General features: G+C 34.8%; 20 protein-coding genes and 1 riboswitch. All 20 genes read left to right on the top strand.

Features of this window, described 5'->3' with window-relative positions:
• The first annotated feature begins 19 nt into the window (after positions 1 to 19).
• Positions 20 to 1822, top strand: a complete 1803-nt coding sequence (gene nuoF, locus DER71_RS06615) for an NADH-quinone oxidoreductase subunit NuoF (RefSeq protein WP_114457640.1) — start codon at positions 20 to 22, stop codon at positions 1820 to 1822.
• Between the two features lie 24 nt (positions 1823 to 1846).
• Positions 1847 to 3568 (top strand): NADH-dependent [FeFe] hydrogenase, group A6, encoded by a 1722-nt coding sequence (locus tag DER71_RS06610; RefSeq protein WP_114457639.1) that lies wholly within the window; start codon positions 1847 to 1849, stop codon positions 3566 to 3568.
• A 422-nt stretch (positions 3569 to 3990) separates the two neighbouring features.
• On the top strand, positions 3991 to 4839 hold the full coding sequence (locus DER71_RS06605; protein ID WP_114457638.1) for a PRD domain-containing protein: 849 nt from the start codon (positions 3991 to 3993) through the stop codon (positions 4837 to 4839).
• Positions 4840 to 4912: 73 nt separating this feature from the next.
• Positions 4913 to 6340: an N-acetylglucosamine-specific PTS transporter subunit IIBC gene (gene nagE / locus DER71_RS06600; RefSeq protein WP_114457637.1), complete on the top strand. Its 1428-nt coding sequence runs from the start codon at positions 4913 to 4915 to the stop codon at positions 6338 to 6340.
• Between the two features lie 217 nt (positions 6341 to 6557).
• The gene (locus DER71_RS06595; protein WP_114457636.1) at positions 6558 to 7463 is read left to right on the top strand and encodes a haloacid dehalogenase-like hydrolase; all 906 of its coding nucleotides are present in this window, start codon (positions 6558 to 6560) and stop codon (positions 7461 to 7463) included.
• 36 nt (positions 7464 to 7499) lie between these two features.
• Positions 7500 to 7757, top strand: coding sequence for a glucose PTS transporter subunit EIIB (locus DER71_RS06590; RefSeq protein ID WP_199505643.1), 258 nt, complete (start codon positions 7500 to 7502; stop codon positions 7755 to 7757).
• Between the two features lie 87 nt (positions 7758 to 7844).
• Positions 7845 to 8324, top strand: coding sequence for a PTS glucose transporter subunit IIA (locus tag DER71_RS06585; RefSeq protein ID WP_114457635.1), 480 nt, complete (start codon positions 7845 to 7847; stop codon positions 8322 to 8324).
• A gap of 202 nt (positions 8325 to 8526) precedes the next feature.
• Positions 8527 to 9654 (top strand): glutamate 5-kinase, encoded by a 1128-nt coding sequence (gene proB / locus DER71_RS06580; RefSeq protein ID WP_114457634.1) that lies wholly within the window; start codon positions 8527 to 8529, stop codon positions 9652 to 9654.
• Entirely contained in the window at positions 9654 to 10910 is a 1257-nt protein-coding gene (locus tag DER71_RS06575) for a glutamate-5-semialdehyde dehydrogenase (protein ID WP_114457633.1), read from the top strand. The genes proB and DER71_RS06575 overlap by 1 nt, the downstream gene beginning before the upstream one ends.
• A 27-nt stretch (positions 10911 to 10937) precedes the next feature.
• Positions 10938 to 11747 (top strand): pyrroline-5-carboxylate reductase, encoded by an 810-nt coding sequence (proC, locus tag DER71_RS06570; protein ID WP_114457632.1) that lies wholly within the window; start codon positions 10938 to 10940, stop codon positions 11745 to 11747.
• A gap of 11 nt (positions 11748 to 11758) precedes the next feature.
• The gene (gene tsaE / locus DER71_RS06565; protein WP_114457631.1) at positions 11759 to 12244 is read left to right on the top strand and encodes a tRNA (adenosine(37)-N6)-threonylcarbamoyltransferase complex ATPase subunit type 1 TsaE; all 486 of its coding nucleotides are present in this window, start codon (positions 11759 to 11761) and stop codon (positions 12242 to 12244) included.
• Positions 12225 to 12944: a tRNA (adenosine(37)-N6)-threonylcarbamoyltransferase complex dimerization subunit type 1 TsaB gene (tsaB, locus tag DER71_RS06560; RefSeq protein ID WP_114457630.1), complete on the top strand. Its 720-nt coding sequence runs from the start codon at positions 12225 to 12227 to the stop codon at positions 12942 to 12944. The genes tsaE and tsaB overlap by 20 nt, the downstream gene beginning before the upstream one ends.
• Positions 12934 to 13377 carry a ribosomal protein S18-alanine N-acetyltransferase gene (gene rimI / locus DER71_RS06555; protein ID WP_158531710.1) on the top strand — a complete coding sequence of 148 codons (444 nt, stop codon included), beginning with the start codon at positions 12934 to 12936 and terminating at the stop codon, positions 13375 to 13377. The genes tsaB and rimI overlap by 11 nt, the downstream gene beginning before the upstream one ends.
• Positions 13378 to 13379: 2 nt before the next feature.
• Complete coding sequence (gene tsaD, locus DER71_RS06550) at positions 13380 to 14420, top strand: tRNA (adenosine(37)-N6)-threonylcarbamoyltransferase complex transferase subunit TsaD (RefSeq protein WP_114457628.1); 1041 nt, start codon at positions 13380 to 13382, stop codon at positions 14418 to 14420.
• Positions 14421 to 14547: 127 nt separating this feature from the next.
• Positions 14548 to 15882 (top strand): DUF512 domain-containing protein, encoded by a 1335-nt coding sequence (locus DER71_RS06545; RefSeq protein WP_114457627.1) that lies wholly within the window; start codon positions 14548 to 14550, stop codon positions 15880 to 15882.
• A gap of 192 nt (positions 15883 to 16074) precedes the next feature.
• On the top strand, positions 16075 to 16365 hold the full coding sequence (locus DER71_RS06540) for a co-chaperone GroES (RefSeq protein ID WP_114474444.1): 291 nt from the start codon (positions 16075 to 16077) through the stop codon (positions 16363 to 16365).
• Positions 16366 to 16434: 69 nt separating this feature from the next.
• A complete protein-coding gene (gene groL / locus DER71_RS06535; protein ID WP_114457625.1) occupies positions 16435 to 18093 on the top strand; it encodes a chaperonin GroEL in 1659 nt (552 codons plus the stop codon).
• Positions 18094 to 18354: 261 nt separating this feature from the next.
• Positions 18355 to 18452, top strand: a riboswitch (TPP riboswitch).
• Between the two features lie 42 nt (positions 18453 to 18494).
• The gene (locus tag DER71_RS06530; protein ID WP_114457624.1) at positions 18495 to 18794 is read left to right on the top strand and encodes a thiamine-binding protein; all 300 of its coding nucleotides are present in this window, start codon (positions 18495 to 18497) and stop codon (positions 18792 to 18794) included.
• 2 nt (positions 18795 to 18796) lie between these two features.
• The gene (locus DER71_RS06525) at positions 18797 to 19564 is read left to right on the top strand and encodes an ABC transporter permease (protein WP_114457623.1); all 768 of its coding nucleotides are present in this window, start codon (positions 18797 to 18799) and stop codon (positions 19562 to 19564) included.
• Positions 19565 to 20536, top strand: a complete 972-nt coding sequence (locus DER71_RS06520; protein WP_114457622.1) for an ABC transporter substrate-binding protein — start codon at positions 19565 to 19567, stop codon at positions 20534 to 20536.
• The last annotated feature ends 124 nt before the right edge of the window (positions 20537 to 20660 follow it).

Genomic DNA, 20660 nt, shown 5'->3' with positions numbered 1-20660 from the left:
GAAAAGGAGGCATCGATTAATGAAAGAAACAATTTACCGTTCCCATGTTTTGGTCTGTACAGGTACTGGTTGTGTTTCTTCTGGGTCAAAAAATATAAAAATGGCTCTTGAAGATGAGTTAGCTGCAAAAGATCTCAGTGATGAAATTAAGATTGTAGAAACAGGATGTCACGGTTTCTGTGAAAAAGGACCTATTATGATTGTCTATCCTGAAGGTGTATTTTACTGTCAGGTAGAATCAGAAGATGTTGCCGAAATAGTAGAAGAACATCTTCTTAAAGGAAGAATCGTGGATAGGCTGCTTTTTAAAGAACCTTTTACTGAAGAAAATATTCCTTCATATAGTGATATAGATTTTTATAAAAAGCAGAAAAGAATAGTTCTTGCCAACTGCGGCCGCATAGATCCCGAAGATATAAACGAATATATTGCTTTAGGCGGATATGAAGCAGTCGGTAAAGCATTAACCAAAATGACTCCACAGGAGGTTATAGATGAAGTTAAGAAAGCAGGACTTAGGGGCCGTGGGGGTGGAGGTTTCCCCACAGGATTAAAATGGCAGTTTGCAAGAAATTCTGATAGTGAAAAAAAATATGTAATCTGTAATGCTGATGAAGGTGATCCAGGAGCATTTATGGATAGAAGTCTGCTGGAAGGAGACCCCCACAGAGTTATTGAAGGAATGATGACTGCTGCTTATGCAATTGGAGCAGATGAAGGGTATGTATATGTAAGAGCAGAATATCCACTGGCAATAAGAAGACTGGAAAAAGCTATCAAACAGGCTGAAGAATACGGCCTGCTTGGTGAAGATATATTCGGAAGTGGATTTAACTTTAAACTTCATATTAAAAAAGGAGCTGGAGCATTTGTATGTGGTGAGGAAACAGCTCTTATGGCTTCAATAGAAGGCAAAAGAGGCATGCCTCGTCCCAGGCCTCCTTATCCGGCAGTAAGTGGACTGTGGGGTAAACCAACCAATATAAATAATGTGGAAACACTAGGTAATATTCCATATATCATAAAAGAAGGTTCTGAAGCCTTTTCTTCCATTGGTACTGAAGGAAGTAAAGGAACAAAGGTTTTTGCACTGACCGGTAAAATAAATAATACTGGCTTAGTAGAAGTACCGATGGGTACGACTTTAAGAGAAGTAATATTTGATATTGGTGGTGGACTGCAGGAAGGTAAAAAATATAAAGCTGTACAGACAGGTGGACCTTCTGGTGGATGTATACCGGAGGAATATCTTGATTTACCGATAGATTATGATTCTCTGCTGGAAGTTGGAGCAATGATGGGATCAGGTGGTATGGTTGTAATGGATGAAGGAACATGTATGGTAGATGTAGCCAGATTTTTTCTAAACTTTACTCAGAGCGAATCATGTGGAAAATGTACTCCCTGTCGTGAAGGTACAAAAAGAATGCTGGAAATCTTAAACCGCATCTGTGAGGGTGAAGGTGAAGAGGGAGATATTGAACTTCTGGAAGACTTAGGCCAGCATATTAAAGATACAGCTTTATGTGGTCTGGGCCAGACAGCACCAAATCCAGTTTTAAGTACAATACATTATTTTAGAAATGAATATGAAGCACATATATATGAAAACAAGTGTCCTGCCGGTGTATGTAAAGAACTTGCAGCTGCATATGTGATTGATGAATCATCCTGTGTGGGCTGTGGACAATGTGTTAAAGTTTGTCCTGTTGATGCGATTTCTGGTAAGCCGAAAGAAACTTATGTAATAGATGCAGAAACATGTATTTCCTGTGGAGCATGTGCTGATAGGTGTCCTGTTGACGCTATCTCCCAGGGTTAATCTGGAAATATAGGAGGTTTAAAAATGAGTAAAATAAATTTAACTATAGATGGTCAGACGATTGAGGCAAAATCAGATCAGTCAATACTTGAAGCTGCCAGAGAAATAGGAATAGATATTCCTTATTTGTGCTATCACCCGGATCTCAGCCTGCACGGAGCCTGCAGAGTATGTGTTGTAGAAGATCTGGAAAGCGGCAGACTACTTGCTTCATGTGCCACCCCAGTTGGTGATGGGATGAAGATTAGCACAAGAAGTATGAAGGCGAGAAAGGCCCGAAGAAAAAATGTTGAACTGCTGCTGGCAAATCACCCCAATGATTGTCTGGGATGTGACCGAAATAGGCACTGTGAACTTCAGGATATAACTTATAAGCTTGGAATACAGAAAGAAGATGTAGAAAAATATGAAGGTGATAGAAGAGAACTACCACTTAATACGGTTGGACCGGCTCTAAAAAGAGATCCAAATAAATGTATACTTTGTGGCCGCTGTGTCAGAATCTGTGAAGAAATACAGGGCGTTTCTGCACTTCAATTTACACAGAGAGGATTTGATTCTATTGTTACAACAGCATTTGACCTGCCTCAGGCAGAAATAAATTGTGCTAACTGTGGTCAGTGTGCTACAGTATGCCCTGTTGGAGCACTAACAGAAATGAGCGAAATCGAAAAAGTTTGGTCTGCACTGGAAGATGATAAAAAACATGTTGTTGTACAGACTGCACCATCCATCCAGGCGACAATTGGAGAAGAATTTGGCATGGATGCTGGAACAGTTGTTACAGGTCAACTTGTAGCTGCACTGCACAGAATAGGGTTTGATAAAGTATTTTCAACTGACTTTGCAGCTGATCTGACGATTTTAGAAGAGGGTAATGAGTTTTTAAAGAGATTGAAAGGAAATAAAAAACTGCCACATATTACTTCCTGCTGTCCGGGTTGGGTAAAATATGCAGAACACAACTTTCCGGATCTGCTTAATCATCTCTCAACAGCTAAATCACCTATGCAGATGTTTTCTGCTCTTAGCAAAACTTATTACTCTCAGCAGAGTGGAATTGATGCAGAAGATATATATACAGTGGCAGTAATGCCCTGTACAGCTAAAAAATTCGAAAAAGACAGAGATGAGATCAATGCAAGCCGATTTAAAGATACAGATGCAGTTTTAACAACTAGAGAACTTGCAAGAATGATTAAAGAAATAGGAATAGATTTTAATTCACTGCCTGATGAAGAATTTGATGAACTGATGGGAGAGTCTAGTGGGGCAGGTACTATTTTTGGTACGACAGGTGGAGTTACTGAGGCAGCTGTAAGAACTGTTAAAGAAAAATTGACAGGTGAACCTCTTGAAAGATTGAATCTTGGCTTTAGAGGTATAAATTCTGCAGAGCTGGAGATAGGAGATAGAAAAATAAAAGTTGGCATTGCTAATGGATTGGCCAATGCAGAAAAACTGCTTAATAAAGTCAGAGCAGGTGAATCTGATTATGATTTTATAGAAATTATGGCCTGTCCACACGGATGTGTTGGTGGAGGGGGTCAGCCTCGTCCTGCAACAAATGAGAAAAAAGATAAAAGAGCTGCTGGTTTAAGTAATATAGATGTCAGCAATGAAATTAGAAAATCACACGAAAATCCACAGATAATCAAATTATATGAAGAATTTTTGGGAGAACCACTCAGTGGAGAATCTCATCACCTGCTGCATACAAAATACAAAGCAAGACCAAAAAACTAATATAGATTATTTGAGAAAGGGTTCTATAAAATATAATCAATTATGGAATTTTATAAAAACTCAAAATTCTTGACAAAATTATTTTAATTGAGTATAATAAAAATAGAATTGAATATTCAGATAAGTAGATAGTGAGTTAATTGGTGTGTTACTGTTTGGCAGGCATAAACCAGGATTTGGGATAGTTATATCATCCTTAATCCTGGTTTTATTAATGTCTATGGGAAAAGTCCTTTTTTCTTATCTATCAACAGTATATAATACCAGGAAATGATACTGGATGATTTATTGTGGATAAAATTTATAGATCCATAATTTCCGCTATCAACAAAATTTAACCTTACTGTAATAAAGAATTTCTAAGGATATTTTGTCTTTTAAAATTTAATTATTGATCAAAAGTTACTGAAGGGAGGAGAGAATTGGCAGCTAAATATAGTTTTCGAATAGAGAAAATTTATAATAACAATGTTATTCTGGCTATAAATTCAGAAGATAATCGAGAAGTGGTAGTAGTAGGTAAAGGTATAGGTTTTAATACTAAAGTTGGCAGTAATGTAGAAATTCCTGCCAGAGAAATAGAAAAATATTTTCTGGCATATAAAAGTGGAGATAGAGAAAAATATCATCAATTAATTAATCAGCTTGACGATTCTGTTATAGGTGTAAGTGAAGAAATTATTGATTTAGCTGTAGATAAATTTGGTTCGTTAAATCCTCATATACATATAGCTCTAACAGACCACATTGGTTTTTCCGTGGAAAGAATTGCTAATAATATGGAAGTTGCCAATCCATTTATTGAAGAAATAAAAGCACTTTATACTGAAGAATATCAGGTAGCAGAAGAGGGAAAAAAAATTATTGAGTCAAAATTAAATGTTAAAATTCCAGAATCTGAGATTGGTTTTATTGCGATGCATATTCATGCAGCAAGATTAAATAAAGATGTTTCAAAAACAGTTAAACAGACCTCATTAATTAAGGAACTGGTCGAATGTGTAAAAGCAGAACTGAAAATTGATTTTTCTAAAGAAGATCTTTCGTATATGAGATTGATCAATCATTTAAGATTTTCACTGCAGAGGCTTGAAAATAAAAAAACCATTAAAAATCCTCTAATAGATAAAATTAAAGAAGAATTTGTACAGAGTTTTCAGCTGGCATTAAATCTGTCAGAAATTATTGAAAAGCGTACAGGTAAATCTTTGCCCATAGATGAAGTCGGTTATCTTGCTTTACACCTGCAGAGGCTGCAGGTTGGAAAATAAATATAATATTGGAAAGGGGGGATTAATCTCTTCTAACTGTCAGGAAACCATTAATAGATAGGAGGAAAATAAAATGAGAAATTTTTTTTCACAGCTTCAGAGAATTGGTAAATCACTTATGCTGCCTATTGCAGTTTTACCGGCAGCAGCTCTTCTTTTAAGATTAGGAGCACCAGATGTCTTTGATATTCCTTTTGTAATGGCAGCAGGTTCAGCAATATTTGATAATCTTGCTTTATTATTTGGTATTGGTGTTGCTGTAGGAATTGCTTTTGACAGTTCAGGTGCTGCTGGACTTGCAGGTGCAGTTGGATATTTTGTGTTAACCAGAGGTACACAGGCAATTAATTCTGATATTAATATGGGAGTTTTAGCTGGTATAATTGGTGGATTGATGGCGGGAGCTCTTTATAATCGCTTTCATGATATTGAACTACCTGATTTTTTAGGATTTTTTGGCGGACGCCGTTTTGTGCCAATTGTAACTGGAGCTGCCAGTGTTATACTGGCTGGTATATTTGGATTTATATGGCCGCCAATACAGGAGGCAATTCAGGCAGCTGGACAGTGGATTATTGATGCTGGAGCTCTTGGAGTTGGAGTTTATGGATTTCTAAATAGATTATTAATACCGGTTGGTTTACATCATGTAATGAACAGTTTTATCTGGTTTTTATTTGGCGAATTTACAAATGCTGCAGGAGAGGTAGTTACAGGAGATTTATCAAGATTTTTTGCTGGTGATCCATCTGCAGGTATATTTATGGCTGGATTTTTCCCAATGATGATGTTTGGACTGCCAGCTGCTGCTCTAGCAATGTATAATTCAGCTAAAGAGGAAAATAAAAAAGCAGTTGCAGGTATTTTTTTAAGTGTTGCTTTAACTTCCTTTTTGACAGGTATAACTGAACCGATAGAATTCAGCTTTATGTTCCTGGCACCAGTTTTATATGTAATTCATGCACTTTTAACTGGAGGTTTGCTTGTTGTAACATATATTTTGGGTATTAAACATGGTTTTGGCTTTTCGGCAGGGGCAATAGATTACTTTTTAAATTATGGACTTGCCACAAAACCATTTTTGATTATACCTATTGGGCTAGTTACATTTGTTGTTTATTATTTTTTATTTCGCTTTGTGATAGAAAAATTTGATATTCCAACACCAGGGCGTTTAGAAGAAGAAGCAGCAGTCAGTGCAGGAATGAATATTATGCCAGAATCACAGAAGAAAAAATCTTCTTCTGAAACAGCAGAAGAAGAAAGTGATGCTGCAAAATATGTAGCAGCTCTTGGTGGAAAAAATAATATTAATAAAGTTGAATCCTGTATTACACGTTTGCGACTTGAAGTAGAAGATTCGGATAAAATAGATGAAAATGCTCTTAGGAGTCTGGGAGCTGCCGGGGTATTAAAAGCAAATAAAAACAATGCTCAGGTTGTTGTTGGAACAAAAGCAGAATTAATTGCTGATAAAATAAAAAAAGAGCTATCCAGATAATATGACTATAAAAGGGAGGTAGGACCTACCTCCCTTTTATATTTGAGTTAATACATAAGTATTAAAATTTTTTTTCAAAAAAAGTGTCATTTGTTTTAAGATTAATGATAAAAAAACATTTACTAGCAGTTATATAATAAGTTGTGTAAATGACCGAAACTAGGGGCTATATCCATCTTTAAAAATTTTAGAATTAAAATGATAGGAGAGATTAAAAATGTTAAAGAGACTGTTGAGTTCTACTCCTAAAGAGATTTTAAACTATAATGCAGAAGAACTTTTAGAAAGCATTAAACTTTCTGAAGGGAGAACTGTTTTGAGTGAAGTAATTGGTAAAACATCTCTTTTTCGCGATGTCAGCAATGCAGAAATAGCCGCTGCTTTTGGAGCTGATATTTTACTTTTAAATTTATTTGATCTTGAACAGGCAAAATTCAAAAACATAGCAAAGGAGACAGCTTTTGAGATAGTTAAAGAAATAAAAAAATTATGTGGTCGTCCTTTAGCAATTAACCTAGAACCGGTTAGTACAGATGAACTTCAATCTGAACGTTTTATAAAATTGAGTTCTGGCCGCAAAGCAACTTTAAATAATATAGAAAAGGCTGTCAAAGCAGGTTTTAATATGATAACTTTTACAGGAAATCCTTCAGTTGGAGTTAGTAATCAGGCAATTATTGAAGCAGTTAAAGCTGCTGACGAAAATTTTGGTGGTCAAATAATTATAGCAGCTGGAAAAATGCATATGTCAGGTATAAATGAAGATTATTTAGCAGCTAAATATATAGATTCTTTAATTTCTGCAGGCACAGATATAATTTTATTACCTGCTCCCGGTACAGTTCCCGGAATTGATTTAAATTCCCTTAAAGAAATAATTCAATTGATTCATAATCGTGGTAAATTGGCTTTAACTGCAATTGGAACTTCACAGGAAAGTTCTGATCAGCAGACAATAAGAGATATAGCTATGATGAGTAAAATGGCAGGAGCTGATATTCAGCATATAGGAGATGCCGGATATGCAGGGATAGCTTTACCTGAAAATATTTTAACTTTATCTAAAACAATTCGAGGAAAAAGACATACCTATCGCCGGATGGCACTTTCAATTAATCGATAAATTTTATTTACAACATAAATATGAGGAATTATTTTAATGAAAGGTTTTAAGAAATTACAAAAGATTGGTAAAGCTCTAGTGACATTAGCTGCTTTAGGAGGCAGCAAAAACTTAGAAAGTGTAGATGCCTGTATAACAAGATTGAGGTTAGAAGTTGTAGATAATGCAGTAATTGATGAAAAAGAGCTGAGAAAATTAGGGGCGTCAGGTATTATGAAATCAGGGAACAGTGTTCAAGTAGTATTTGGCCCAGGATCTGATGCTTTAAAGGATAAAATAAAGAGTTTAATGTAAATAAAGTATATTTGGTTAAATTGGTTAAATGAATTAGCTTGTCTAAATTAAAATAAATATATTATGATGATTTTAGGAGGAGATCTAATGTTCAATATATTTAAGAAAAAAGAAGAATATCTGACTGCACCTTTTGCCGGAGATGTTACTGATTTAAAACAGGTACCAGATGAAGCCTTTGCCCAAAAAATGGTGGGAGATGGTTTTGCTATAACTCCAGAAGAAAATGTAGTTAAGTCACCCTGTGCTGGAGAAATTGTACAGATTTTTTCAACAGGACATGCAGTTGGAATCAAAACTAAAAAAGGGCTAGAAGTACTAGTTCATATCGGTATAGATACTATAAAATTGGATGGAGAAGGATTCGAAAAATTAGTTAAAAATGGAGATCAAGTAGAGGTGGGAACACCTTTAATAGAAATAGATTTAGAGTATATAAAAAATAACGCTCCTTCTATTTTAACTCCTGTTATTATTACCAATATGGAAAAAGTTAAAAGCATGGATTTGGTTAAAACAGGTAAAGTTAAGGCTGGAACAAAAGTTCTTAAAATAGAATTAGCTTAATTAAATAATTTATTTAAATATTTAATAGAAAAGGAGTTTCTCCCTTTTTTAACTATAAAAGTAATTTTGGGGGAAATTCCTTAAATAGTATGTTTAATAAGGGAGATATCTGCTACTTAGTTATTTCCCTTTTTATATTTAGATAAATTTGATATAATAAAAAAAACACTTTTATCTAATATTAAAAACGGGATGATTAATAATGGATTTCAAAAGAATTGTAGTAAAGGTAGGCAGCAGTTCAATAAGCAATCAAAACGCCAAGCTAAACTTTAGTCAAATTGAGGCTCTGACTAGGCAGTTAGTTGATTTAGAAAATCAGGGTCGAGAAATGATATTGGTTAGTTCAGGAGCGATAGCAGCTGGCATGGGAGAGCTGGGTTATGCAAAAAAACCAGTATCTATTCCAGAACAACAGGCATGTGCAGCTGTTGGTCAGGGAGTTTTAATCGGAATCTATAACAAATTTTTTAGAGAGTATGGGGCAAAATGTGCTCAAATTTTATTGACTTCAAGTGATTTAGAGAATAGAAATCGTTATTTAAATGCTTTTAATACTTTAAAAACTTTAATTGATTATGGCATTATTCCAGTAATTAATGAAAATGATACGGTTGTTACTAATGAAATCAAGGTAGGAGATAATGACAGGTTAGCTGCAAGAGTTGCTGGATTAGTAGAAGCTGATTTATTAATTAATTTATCTGATGTTCCAGGCCTGTATAATGGTAATCCAAGTGAAAAAAGTGATAAGTTAAAACTAATTTCTAAAGTAGAAAAAATTACAGAAGAAATTGAAAAAATGGCTGGAGGTAAAGGCAGTAAAATTGGAACTGGTGGGATGATGACCAAAATTGCTGCTGCTAAAATTGCTGTAAATTCAGGGATAATGATGATAATTGGACCTGGACATGATAGAAATATTATTCTTAAACTGGTGGAAATGGCTGAAAAAGAAAAAACTAATATTGGGACAACATTTATGCCCTGCAGTGATAGTTTATGTAAGCGCAAGCAGTGGCTTAATTATAATATAACACCTGCTGGGAAATTAATAGTAGATGAAGGAGCAGCAGAGGCTCTCAAAAAAAGAGGGAAAAGTCTTCTTCCAGGGGGAATAAAGGATGTTGAAGGGGAATTTAATGCAGGAGAGCTTGTCATCATAGAGGATTTCACAGGAGAATTTGCCAGAGGTTTAGTAAATTATAGTTCTGATGAGATCCAACAAATTAAGGGAAGGCATTCTAATAAAATAAGTGAGGTGCTTGGTTACTATAATCAGGCTGAGGTAGTTCATCGGGATAATATGGTATTAGGAGGAGATAAATAATGAGTATTAGAGAAAATCTTATTTCGCAGGCTAAAAAGGCTAAACAAGCTGCAAGAGAATTGGCCAATTTATCAAGTAAAGATAAGGATAAAGCACTTATGTTAGTAGCTGATAAACTAATTGCCAGAAAAGAAGAGATACTAAAAATAAACAAAGAAGATATGAAAAAGGGAAAAAAGGAGGGATTATCAGAGGCACTTTTAGACCGTCTTAAACTTAATGAAGATAGAATAATATCTATGGCAGAAGGGTTAAGACAGGTTGCAGCTCAGGAAGACCCAATTGGTGAAGTGCTTCATATGTGGAAAAGACCAAATGGTCTGCAGATCGGAAAAGTTAGAGTCCCACTTGGAGTAATTGGAATAATCTATGAGGCGAGACCAAATGTTACAGTTGATGTAGCAGGTTTATGCCTAAAGTCGGGGAATACAGTTCTTTTACGAGGTGGTTCAAATGCATTTAACTCAAATAAGATATTGACAAATATTATACAGGGTGGTCTAAAGGAGGCTAATCTTCCAGAGGATTCTGTTCAGCTTATAGGTACAACTGACAGAAAAGCAGTAGATATATTATTTACATTAAATCAATATTTGGATGTACTTATCCCTAGAGGTGGAAGAGGTCTGATTCAGAAAGTAGTTAACGAATCCAGGGTACCTGTTATAGAAACCGGGGTAGGAAACTGTCATGTTTATGTTAATAAAGATGCAGATTTAAATAAAGCCAAAAAAATAGTTTTTAATGCTAAATACAGCAGACCGGCTGTCTGCAATTCAGCAGAAAGTCTGCTGGTTGATGAAGAAATATCCGAAAAATTTTTACCTGAGATGGCACGTATTTTTTCGGAAAATAATGTTGAGTTAAGAGGATGTGAGAAGACTAGAGCAATTGTACCATATGCAGCTGAAGCAACTGAAGAAGATTTTGGCAGGGAATATCTTGATTATATAATTTCGGTTAAGGTTGTTAAAAATTATGATGAGGCAGTGGAACATATATATAAATATGGAACAAAACATTCTGAAGCTATTGTAACCGAAAATTATACAACTGCCAGAAATTTTTTGAATGATATTGATGCAGCCGCAGTTTATGTCAATGCGTCTACAAGATTCACTGATGGTGGCGAATTTGGACTTGGAGCTGAGACTGGTATAAGTACCCAAAAACTGCATGCAAGAGGTCCAATGGGTATAAAGGAACTTACAACAACAAAATATATTATCATGGGAGATGGACAGATACGCGAATAAAATGGTATCTGAATGCAGGAGGTTATTATGAAATTAGCAGTTATTGGTTTAGGTAATATGGGGACAGCTATTTTGAAAGGAATTAGAGAAGCGGGAATTTTTAAAGCAGAGGATATAATTGCCTGTGATAAAAAATTTTCTGATCCTGATAATAAGCCTGATGAAGTTTTTAGGCAGGTCAGGTTTACAGATGATAACCGGAGTGGTGTTAAAGAGGCAGATGTAGTGCTGCTGTCTGTAAAACCGCAAATTATTGAACATGTACTTGAAGAAATAAGTGATTTAAGCAGTGGAAAGCTTTTTATATCTATTGCTGCGGGTATAAAAATAGATTATTTAAAACAGAAGCTTGGTAATGATGCGAAAATTATTAGGGTAATGCCGAATACTCCCGCTTTAATAAATTCAGGTGCAGCTGCTCTTTCTCCTGACAGCAGTATTACCAGTAAAGAGCTTAAAACAGCCAAAAAAATATTCTCTGCTGTGGGAGAAACTGCTGTTATCGAAGAAGAATATATGGATGCTGTTACAGGGCTAAGCGGCAGTGGCCCGGCTTTTATTTATATACTTATTGAAGCAATGTCTGATGCTGGCGTTTTAAATGGTTTAACTAGAGAAACAGCATTAAAACTTGCTGCTCAGACAGTAAAAGGCAGTGCTGAGATGGTGCTTAAAACAGGCAGACATCCAGCGGAGCTTAAAGATATGGTTACTTCTCCTGCAGGTACAACTATTGCCGGTCTTTCTGTACTTGAGGACAGAGCTTTTAGAGCTTCCATTATTAAGGCTGTGAATAGGGCAGTAGAACGGTCAGAAGAGCTGGGGAGCAGTGATTGAGGTGAATAAATTTGACTGAAAAATATAGAAAAATATCGAACTCACCTGAAGAAACATTTAATTTTGGTGTTTTGCTCGGCAGATTTATAGAAAAAGGATTTTTGCTTTTACTGCTGGGTGATTTAGGTAGTGGTAAAACACTGCTTGCAAAAGGGATTGCTGAAGGAGCTGGGTATAAAAACGAAGTTACCAGTCCAACTTTTAGCATAATACAGGAATATAATAGTGGCAGCAAAAATATTATTCATATGGATTTATACAGGCTCAATACTGAAGAAGAGCTGATAGAAATAGGTTTTGAAGAATATCTGGATAAAGATAATATTGTTATTATAGAATGGCCGGAATTAGCTTTTTCTCTTCTTCCGGCTGATTTTGTATTTATTGAGATAAAAAAATTAACTGATAATAAAAGAGAGATAATTATTTTTGGAGAAGGTAAGCAGAAAGAAATTATAATGGAAAGGCTGAATAATAATGCTGATATTAGGAATTGATACATCTACTGAGGTGCTGGGGCTGGCCCTGGCAGATGAAAATAAAATTAAGGCAGAATATAATCTTAGATTGAGGAGGCAGCACAGCGAAAAACTGCTGCCTTTAATTAAAGAAATGTTTGCAGTTTTAGAAATTGAGCCTTCAGAAATTGAGGCTGTGGCCGTTTCGACCGGCCCAGGTTCTTTTACAGGGTTAAGGATAGGTATAACTGCTGCCAAAATAATCTCCAGAATTAATAATATTCCTATAAAAGGTGTTTCTACTCTTGAAATCACAGCATCATCTGTAAAAAACAATGGTATAATTATTCCTTTAATTGATGCGGGAAGAAACAGGTTCTATTTTTCTATCTATCTTAGAGAAGATAATAACCTCAAATTAATATCTGACCCTGAAGCTGCTCAGCTGGACATTATTTCAAAAAAGGCTGCAGCAGTCGGCAGTAAAGATATATATGTGGTAGGAGAAAAAAGCAAAAAAGCAGCTGATATCCTGGCTGCCGAGCTGGATAATAATATTATTTATCCTGGAAGGGAATTTGATTACCCGCAGTCATCTATCCTGGCTGTTTTGGGTCATGAGTACATTGAACAGAAACGTGAAGATGACTTATATAAAATAAAGCCGAAATATTTAAAAAAACCACAGGCAGAAATTAACTGGCTTAAAAAATATGGGAGCCAAAAAAGTGAAAGTTAAAATTTCTAAATTAACTTCTAAAGATTTGGAGGAAATTATAAAAATAGAAAAATCATCATTTGATTCACCGTGGACCAGAAATGCTTTTTTGAGAGATCTTGAACATAATAAAAGAGCTTTTTATCTTAAAATGACTGTTGATAACAATATAGCTGCTTTTATAGGGTGCTGGCTTATTTTAGATGTACTGCACATAGTTAATCTGGCTGTTCTACCTCTTTATAGAAGGCAGGGAATTGCCAGCAGAATACTCGATGAGGCATTGAATTACGGCAGAAGTATTGGTGCAAATAGAGCAACTTTAGAAGTGCGAACAGAAAATACTGCTGCAGTAAATCTGTACAAAAAATTTAATTTTACAGCTGAAGGAGTTAGACTGGATTATTATGGTCCAGGCTGTGATGCACTAATAATGTGGAAGGAGTTAGATTAGAATTGAACTCAGAATATGAATTAAAAAATAAAGATGAAGATATTTACATACTGGCATTTGAAACTTCATGTGATGAGACAGCAGCTGCTGTTAGTAAAAATGGGCTGGAAATACTTTCTAATACTGTTTCGTCACAGGTTGATCTCCACAAAAAATTTGGAGGTGTAGTTCCAGAAATAGCTTCACGGAAACACTTAGAGTTTCTCCTGCCTGTTATTGATGAATCATTAGAAAAAGCACAGCTTTCATTTTCGGACATTGATGCTGTGGCAGCAACCTATGGACCGGGTCTGGTTGGAGGACTTCTGGTAGGGCTTACAGCAGCAAAAACGGTGTCACTTTTTTTAAATATACCTTTAATCGGAGTTAATCATATTGCAGGTCATATTTATGCTAATTTTATTGAAAATCCAGCTATAGAAAAACCTCTTATTTGTTTAACTATTTCTGGTGGACATACAGATCTTCTTTATTTTGAAGACTTAAAAGACTACAAGATTCTTGGGAGGACAAGAGATGATGCTGCCGGGGAGGCTTTTGATAAAATTGCGCGTTTTATGAATCTTGGTTATCCTGGCGGGCCGGCAATAGAAAAAGCAGCCATGAATGGCAATCCTGAAGCTGCTAATTTTCCCAGAGCTATAAGTGATAATGAGAGTTTTGATTTCAGTTTTAGTGGTTTAAAAACAGCAGTAATGAACTATATCAATAACAAAAAACAGAAAAATGAAGAAATAAATAAAGCAGATATAGCCGCGAGCTTTCAGGAAGCTGTGGTTGATAGTTTAAAGATTAAATTGATGCAGGCAGTGGAAAAATACGATATAAAAAGTGTTGTTTTGTCAGGAGGAGTTGCTGCTAATAAGAGGTTGAGAACAGCTGTAAAAAAAGAAATAGAAAAATATGGTTTGGACTTTTACTATCCTCCTCTACAGTTTTGTACGGATAATGCTGCCATGATAGCAGCTGTTGCATATTATCAGTATTTAAACAGAGATTTTTCAGATTTGAGCTTAAGTGCAGATCCTTCTCTTAAATTATAGTATAAAAATTACATTTATGACGAAATCTCTTTTTTATAACTCTAGAAATAATCTTGGGGAATCTTCTTAAATTATTTAGTTTGATCAGTTTTTATAATTTAGAATAACACAATAGAAGGAGGAAAAAGTGAATTACAGCAGAGAAAAACTATTATTTGACACAGTACAGCGTGATAATATTCTTCCCATAACCTCTAAATGCAGCCTGAACTGTATTTTCTGCAGTCATAAAAATAATCCGCCAGAAATTGAAACCTTTTCTTTTGGAGATCTTAGTTTAAAAGTTATTAAACAATTAATAGAATTTATTGATCCTAAAAAACCACTTATTATTGGTGAGTCAGCAACACGCATAATAGAAGGAGAACCCTTTTTACATCCGCAGATCAATACAGTATTAGAGCTGCTTTACAAAAAATATCCGGAGATAAATTTAAAAATAACAACAAACGGTTCTCATATTGGAGATGAAGAACTTTATCAGCTGCAGAGATTTAAAAATCTTGAATTAAATGTTTCTGTTAATGGACCAGATGCTGAAGCCAGAAAAATTTTAATGAATGACAAAAATGCGGAAAATGTATTTATACTTCTTTCAAAGTTAAAAAAATACGGCATATTTTTTCAGGCAAGTATAGTTTCCATGCACCATATTACCGGGCTTGGTTTTATTAAAAAGACCCTGGATAGAATGGAATTATATAGTCCGGAAAGCCTCAGAATTTTTTTGCCCGGATTTAGCAGACATGCACCTGATAATTTAACCTTTAGTGGTAATATCTATAATGAATTAAATGATTTTATAGATAAGATCAGTGAGAATTACAGTTATCCAGTAATTCTTGAACCTCAGATAATAAGTAATCTGGATGCAGTAATAGCAGGGATAATCGATAAATCACCTGCTTATAAAGCCGGTATTAAAAAAGATGATCTAATTGAAGAAATTGATGGAGATAAATCAGAATCAAGGGTAGATGCATTTTATAGAATAAAAAAAGCTGAAAATCCAAATTTAAGGATAGTAAGAGGTAATGAAATAATAAATTTAAAAATTATTAAAAAAGAAGGAGAAAAATCAGGATTGATAATGTCTTATGATATTTCACCTTATATAAAAGAAAAATTTTTGGGATATTTAAAACAGTGCATAAATGTCAGCACTGTTATCATCACTTCAGAGCTTGCATATCCAATGCTGAAATATTTAGTCCATAATAACAGTAAAGATAATTATAAATTAAAACTTGTTAAAGCAAAAAATAAATTTTTTGGAGGTTCTATTATGTCAGCCGGTCTGCTTTTAAATAGTGATATAGTTTCTGTGCTGGAAAAGAACAATTTTTCTTTTAAAAGAATGATTTTGCCGGAAATAATGTATGACTATTACGGTTATGATCTTAGTATGAGTTCTTATACAGAACTTGAAAAAATATATAAATCAAAAATAATATTAATATAAAGAAAATCGAAGAATTTGAAAGCTAAATAGTTAAGAAAGTTATTAATAACCTCTAATAGCGCTGTAGAGTTATTAAAGAGACTTGATTTTAAATTTAGTCTTAGATATTATATCTATAGTGCTTATTAGCACTCGATGCTAATGAGTGCTAATAATTATATAAGAAAAAAAATAAAAGGGGGTTATTTTTGTATGAATATTAAACCTTTAGACAACAGAGTTGCTGTAAAATTTGTGAAAGAAGAAGAAAAAGAAAAAACACAGGGTGGTATTGTTTTACCGGACACAGCCAAAAAGGATGAAAAACCACAAAAAGGTGAAATTGTAGCTGTAGGTAAGAATATAGCACCTGAAGATGAAGAAGCAGAAGTAAAAGTCGGAGACATGGTTGTATTTGATAAGTATGCTGGAACAAAAGTCGAAATTGATGATGAAGAATATATTGTTCTTTCAATTGAAGATGTTTTAGCTGTTATTGGATAAACAATTTTGTTTTTTATGGATTGAAAATTAGAAAATAAAGATATTTAACCTATATAGGAGGGATACATAATGGCAAAAGAATTAAGATTTGGCGAAAATGCCCGCCGCAGTTTAGAAAGGGGTGTTACATCTTTAGCAGATGCTGTTAAAGTGACACTTGGACCTAAAGGACGCAATGTTTTACTGGAAAAAAGTTTTGGTGCACCAACAATTACAAATGATGGTGTAAGTATAGCCAAAGAAATAGAATTAAAGAATCATTATGAAAATATGGGTGCGCAAACTGTAAAAGAGGTTGCAACTAAAACAAATGATGTAGCTGGTGATGGAACTACTACTGCAACAGTTCTTGCTGAAGCTATCTTTAAAGAAGGACTAAAAAATGTTGCAGCTGGTGCCAATCCAATGCTGCTCAAAAGAGGTATTCTTAAAGCTGTAGAAAAGTTAACTGATGAAATTGCAAGTTTTGCCAAGCCTGTTGAAGGTAAAGAGGCTGTTTCTCAGATTGCCGCTATTTCTGCAGGTAATGATGAGGAAATAGGACAGCTGATTGCTGAAGCGATGGAAAAAGTTGGGCAGGATGGTGTTATTTCTGTTGAAGAGTCAAAAAGTATGGGAACTTCTTTAGAAGTCGTTGAAGGTATGCAGTTTGACCGTGGATATCTTTCTCCCTATATGGTTACAGACACAGATACAATGGAAGCTTCATTAGAAGATCCATATATTCTCATTACAGATAAGAAGATCAGCAGTATTCAGGATATTCTGCCTCTCTTAGAGCAGGTAGCTCAATCAGGTAAAAGTCTGATGATTATTGCTGAAGATGTTGATGGTGAAGCATTAGCTACATTGGTTGTAAATAAAATTAGAGGAACATTTAACTGTGTAGCTGTTAAAGCTCCTGGCTTTGGTGACCGCCGTAAAGCAATGTTAGAAGATATTGCTGTACTTACTGGTGGTACAGTTATAACAGAGGATCTGGGACTTAAGTTAGAAAATGTAAGTGTAAATGATTTAGGTCAGGCACACAAAGTTACTATTACCAAAGATGATACAACAATTGTTGAAGGTAATGGAGAAAAAGATAAAATTCAGGATAGAATTAATCAGATTAGAAAGCAAATCGAAACAACAACATCAGATTTTGATAAAGAAAAACTGCAGGAACGCCTTGCAAAACTGGCCGGCGGAGTTGCAGTAATTCAGGTAGGTGCTGCTACAGAAACAGAGTTAAAAGAAAAGCAGCATCGAATTGAAGATGCACTTTCTGCAACAAGAGCTGCTGTAGAAGAGGGACTTGTTCCTGGTGGAGGAACAACATATCTGGAAGTAATGTCAGCTCTGGATCAGTTAGATCTTGAAGGTGATGAAGCTACAGGAGTAGATATTGTAAGAGAAGCTCTGGAAGCTCCAATTCGTCTGATTGCTGATAATGCTGGTTTTGAAGGATCGGTTGTTGTAGAAAGAGTTAAAGAAAAGGAAGCAGGAATTGGATTTGACGCCATGAAAGGCGAATATGTAAATATGATTGAAGCTGGTATCATTGATCCTGCTAAAGTAACACGTTCTGCCCTGCAGAATGCTGCCAGTGCAGCTGCTATGCTGTTAACCACTGAATGTCTAGTTGCCGATAAAGGTGATGACGATGACGATAATGGTGGTGGCGGTATGAGAGGCGGCATGCCCGGTGGAATGGGCGGCATGGGTGGAATGGGCGGTATGATGTAAGCCCAAACGCCCCCAATAGTTTAATTTAATATAGATATTTAAAAGGCATGTCTGTTTTTTTACAGATATGCCTTTTTAAAATGTCTAAAAAATTATATCAGATGGTTTATTGTGAATAAAATTTGTGGATTCATAATTTTAGACATCAACAAAATTTAACCTTACTATAATAAAAAAGTCCGAAAGATATTTTGTTCAAAAAGATCCTGCTTGAATAAGAGGATTTTAATATTTAATCTCGAAATATAATATTATAAGAAATATAGTTTTCAGGGGTGCCAAAAGGCTGAGAGATAAATTTCAACCCTTAGAACCTGGTCTGGATAATTCCAGTGTAGGGAAGAATAAAATTTAGCTTCCCATTTGGGGAGCTTTTGTATTTTAATGAAAGGAGTGATATTATGAAATCAGCAGTAGATATTCAGTGTCTTCCTCTGGGAGTTGCAGAAAAAGAAGAATTGTATAAACTGGTTGATATAGCTATAGATATAATAGAAAAATCTGGTCATGATTACACTGTTGCAGCTTTTTCAACTACTATAGAGGGAGAACTGGAAGAAATTTGGAATACTGCCTTAAAAGCTCACAAAGCAGTTCAGAATGCTTCCAGTGGAAATGTTATAAGCTATATAAAGCTTGCTACAGGAAACAATCTTGGTTCAACTACAGAAAAGCTTAAACGGCAAAATGAGGGAAATTAAAAATGATAAAGAAAATTAAAAACCATCTGCCTGTACTTGTTTTCTTCTTCCTGCTTATTTTAGTTTGGGAATTAGCTGTTGCATTTTTTGATATAGAAAGCTGGATACTGCCAGCTCCCCATAGAATAATCAAAGAAATAATTAAAACCAGATCACTTCTTTTAAGACATTCTCTGAGAACACTTTTTGAATCAATAGTAGGGCTGCTTATTTCCTTTATTACAGGAATTATTACAGGTGTCGTTATTTTCCATTTTGATATTTTAAAAAGGACTTTTTATCCATTACTTGTTATTTCTCAGACTGTTCCAATAGTTATTTTAATACCCCTGCTGGTTATCTGGTTTGGATTTGGTATTTTACCAAAAATTTTAATAGTAATACTTGCCTGTTTTTTTCCTGCTGCTGTAAATACAATTGATGGTCTTTCTACAGCAGATAATGATATGATAAGTCTTTTAAAATCAATGGGGGCAACAAATTGGCAGGTATTTACTAAAGTAAGAGTTCCTGCAGCACTACCGATGATTTTTAGCGGCATGAGAATTTCAGCAACATATTCTGTTATGGCGGCAGTAGTAGCAGAGTGGATGGGCAGTGATATGGGTCTGGGTGTATTTATAGTAAGGTCTTCCAATTCTTATCTAACCGCAAGAGTTTTTGCTGGAATAGTGTTTGTATCTTTTTTTTCTATAATATTATTCAAATCTATTGATTTTTTAGAAAAGATTTTAATTCCCTGGAAAGAACAAAAAAGGGAGGAAATTTAAATGAGAAAAATAATTATTTTTACAGCTGTGTTGATGCTTTTACTGTCAGCAAATACTGCTGCAGAAGAGGTTGATTTTCTGCTGGACTGGGTTCCCAATACTAATCATACTGGGCTATTTGTTGCAGAAGAGATGGGATGGTTTGAGCAGGAAAATATTAAGGTTAATTTTATTGAACCAGGAAGTAATATGTCAGTTGAACAAGTTGTTGGTGCCGGAAAAGCAGATTTAGGAATTAGCTTTCAGGAATGGGTAACACCTGCCAGAATAGAAGGAGTACCTATTATATCCATAGCTGCAATTATTCAGCATAACACTTCTGGATTTGCTGTACTTTCTGAAAAAAATGTGGAGACTCCGGCTGATTTAAGTGGTTTAAGATATGGAGGCTGGGGAATGCCAATAGAAAAGGCAATAATAAAATCTCTAGTTGAAGGTTCAGGAGGAGAATTTTCAGAAGTTAAATTTATTAATATTGGGAGTGGGGATCTGCTTGCTATGTTAAACAGCAATAAATTTGACTTTACCTGGATATTTTATGCGGTTGATGGAATTCAGGCAGAAATGAGAGATATTGATATTGATATCTTTATGCTTGAAGATTATCAGGAATTAGTTCCTGATTACTATACACCAGTTATAATTACTTCAGAAAAAATGGCTGCAGAAAAACCTCAGCTTTTGGAGAAATTTATGAAAGCAGTGAGCAGAGGGTACATTTTTGCAGCAGAAAATCCTGATAAAGCTGCAGAAATTTTGTATAAAAAAATTCCAGAAAGCAGCCGAGAATTTATTGTAAAAAGCCAAAACTGGCTGAGTCCACGCTATATAGATGATGCGCCTTACTGGGGTTATCAAAAGCTGGAGATTTGGAAAGAATTTGCTGACTGGATGCTGGAAAATGACTTAATAGATGAAGAATTCAGTGCAGAAAAAGCTTTTACAAATCAATTTTTGCCTGACAGCAAATAGAAAATTTTAAAAATAAACAGTAAATAAAATTAGGAGTTTCCCCAAAATTTATTTTCAAGCTGCAAAAAGGGGGCTTTAGTCATCAACGAAATTTTTAGATTTATCTAAAACTCAATTCGGGTGT

The organism is Halanaerobium sp. DL-01 (genome assembly GCF_003338615.1).
In the GTDB taxonomy this organism is placed as follows: Bacteria; Bacillota; Halanaerobiia; order Halanaerobiales; family Halanaerobiaceae; genus QPJE01.
This window is presented reverse-complemented; position numbering and strand designations above follow the sequence as displayed.

Coding starts and splice junctions, on each gene's coding strand:
- nuoF (WP_114457640.1), top strand. CDS start 20: ATGAAAGAAACAATTTACCGTTCCCATGTTTTGGTCTGTACAGGTACT.
- DER71_RS06610 (WP_114457639.1), top strand. CDS start 1,847: ATGAGTAAAATAAATTTAACTATAGATGGTCAGACGATTGAGGCAAAA.
- nagE (WP_114457637.1), top strand. CDS start 4,913: ATGAGAAATTTTTTTTCACAGCTTCAGAGAATTGGTAAATCACTTATG.
- DER71_RS06595 (WP_114457636.1), top strand. CDS start 6,558: ATGTTAAAGAGACTGTTGAGTTCTACTCCTAAAGAGATTTTAAACTAT.
- DER71_RS06590 (WP_199505643.1), top strand. CDS start 7,500: ATGAAAGGTTTTAAGAAATTACAAAAGATTGGTAAAGCTCTAGTGACA.
- DER71_RS06585 (WP_114457635.1), top strand. CDS start 7,845: ATGTTCAATATATTTAAGAAAAAAGAAGAATATCTGACTGCACCTTTT.
- proB (WP_114457634.1), top strand. CDS start 8,527: ATGGATTTCAAAAGAATTGTAGTAAAGGTAGGCAGCAGTTCAATAAGC.
- DER71_RS06575 (WP_114457633.1), top strand. CDS start 9,654: ATGAGTATTAGAGAAAATCTTATTTCGCAGGCTAAAAAGGCTAAACAA.
- proC (WP_114457632.1), top strand. CDS start 10,938: ATGAAATTAGCAGTTATTGGTTTAGGTAATATGGGGACAGCTATTTTG.
- tsaB (WP_114457630.1), top strand. CDS start 12,225: ATGCTGATATTAGGAATTGATACATCTACTGAGGTGCTGGGGCTGGCC.
- DER71_RS06540 (WP_114474444.1), top strand. CDS start 16,075: ATGAATATTAAACCTTTAGACAACAGAGTTGCTGTAAAATTTGTGAAA.
- groL (WP_114457625.1), top strand. CDS start 16,435: ATGGCAAAAGAATTAAGATTTGGCGAAAATGCCCGCCGCAGTTTAGAA.
- DER71_RS06530 (WP_114457624.1), top strand. CDS start 18,495: ATGAAATCAGCAGTAGATATTCAGTGTCTTCCTCTGGGAGTTGCAGAA.
- DER71_RS06525 (WP_114457623.1), top strand. CDS start 18,797: ATGATAAAGAAAATTAAAAACCATCTGCCTGTACTTGTTTTCTTCTTC.
- DER71_RS06520 (WP_114457622.1), top strand. CDS start 19,565: ATGAGAAAAATAATTATTTTTACAGCTGTGTTGATGCTTTTACTGTCA.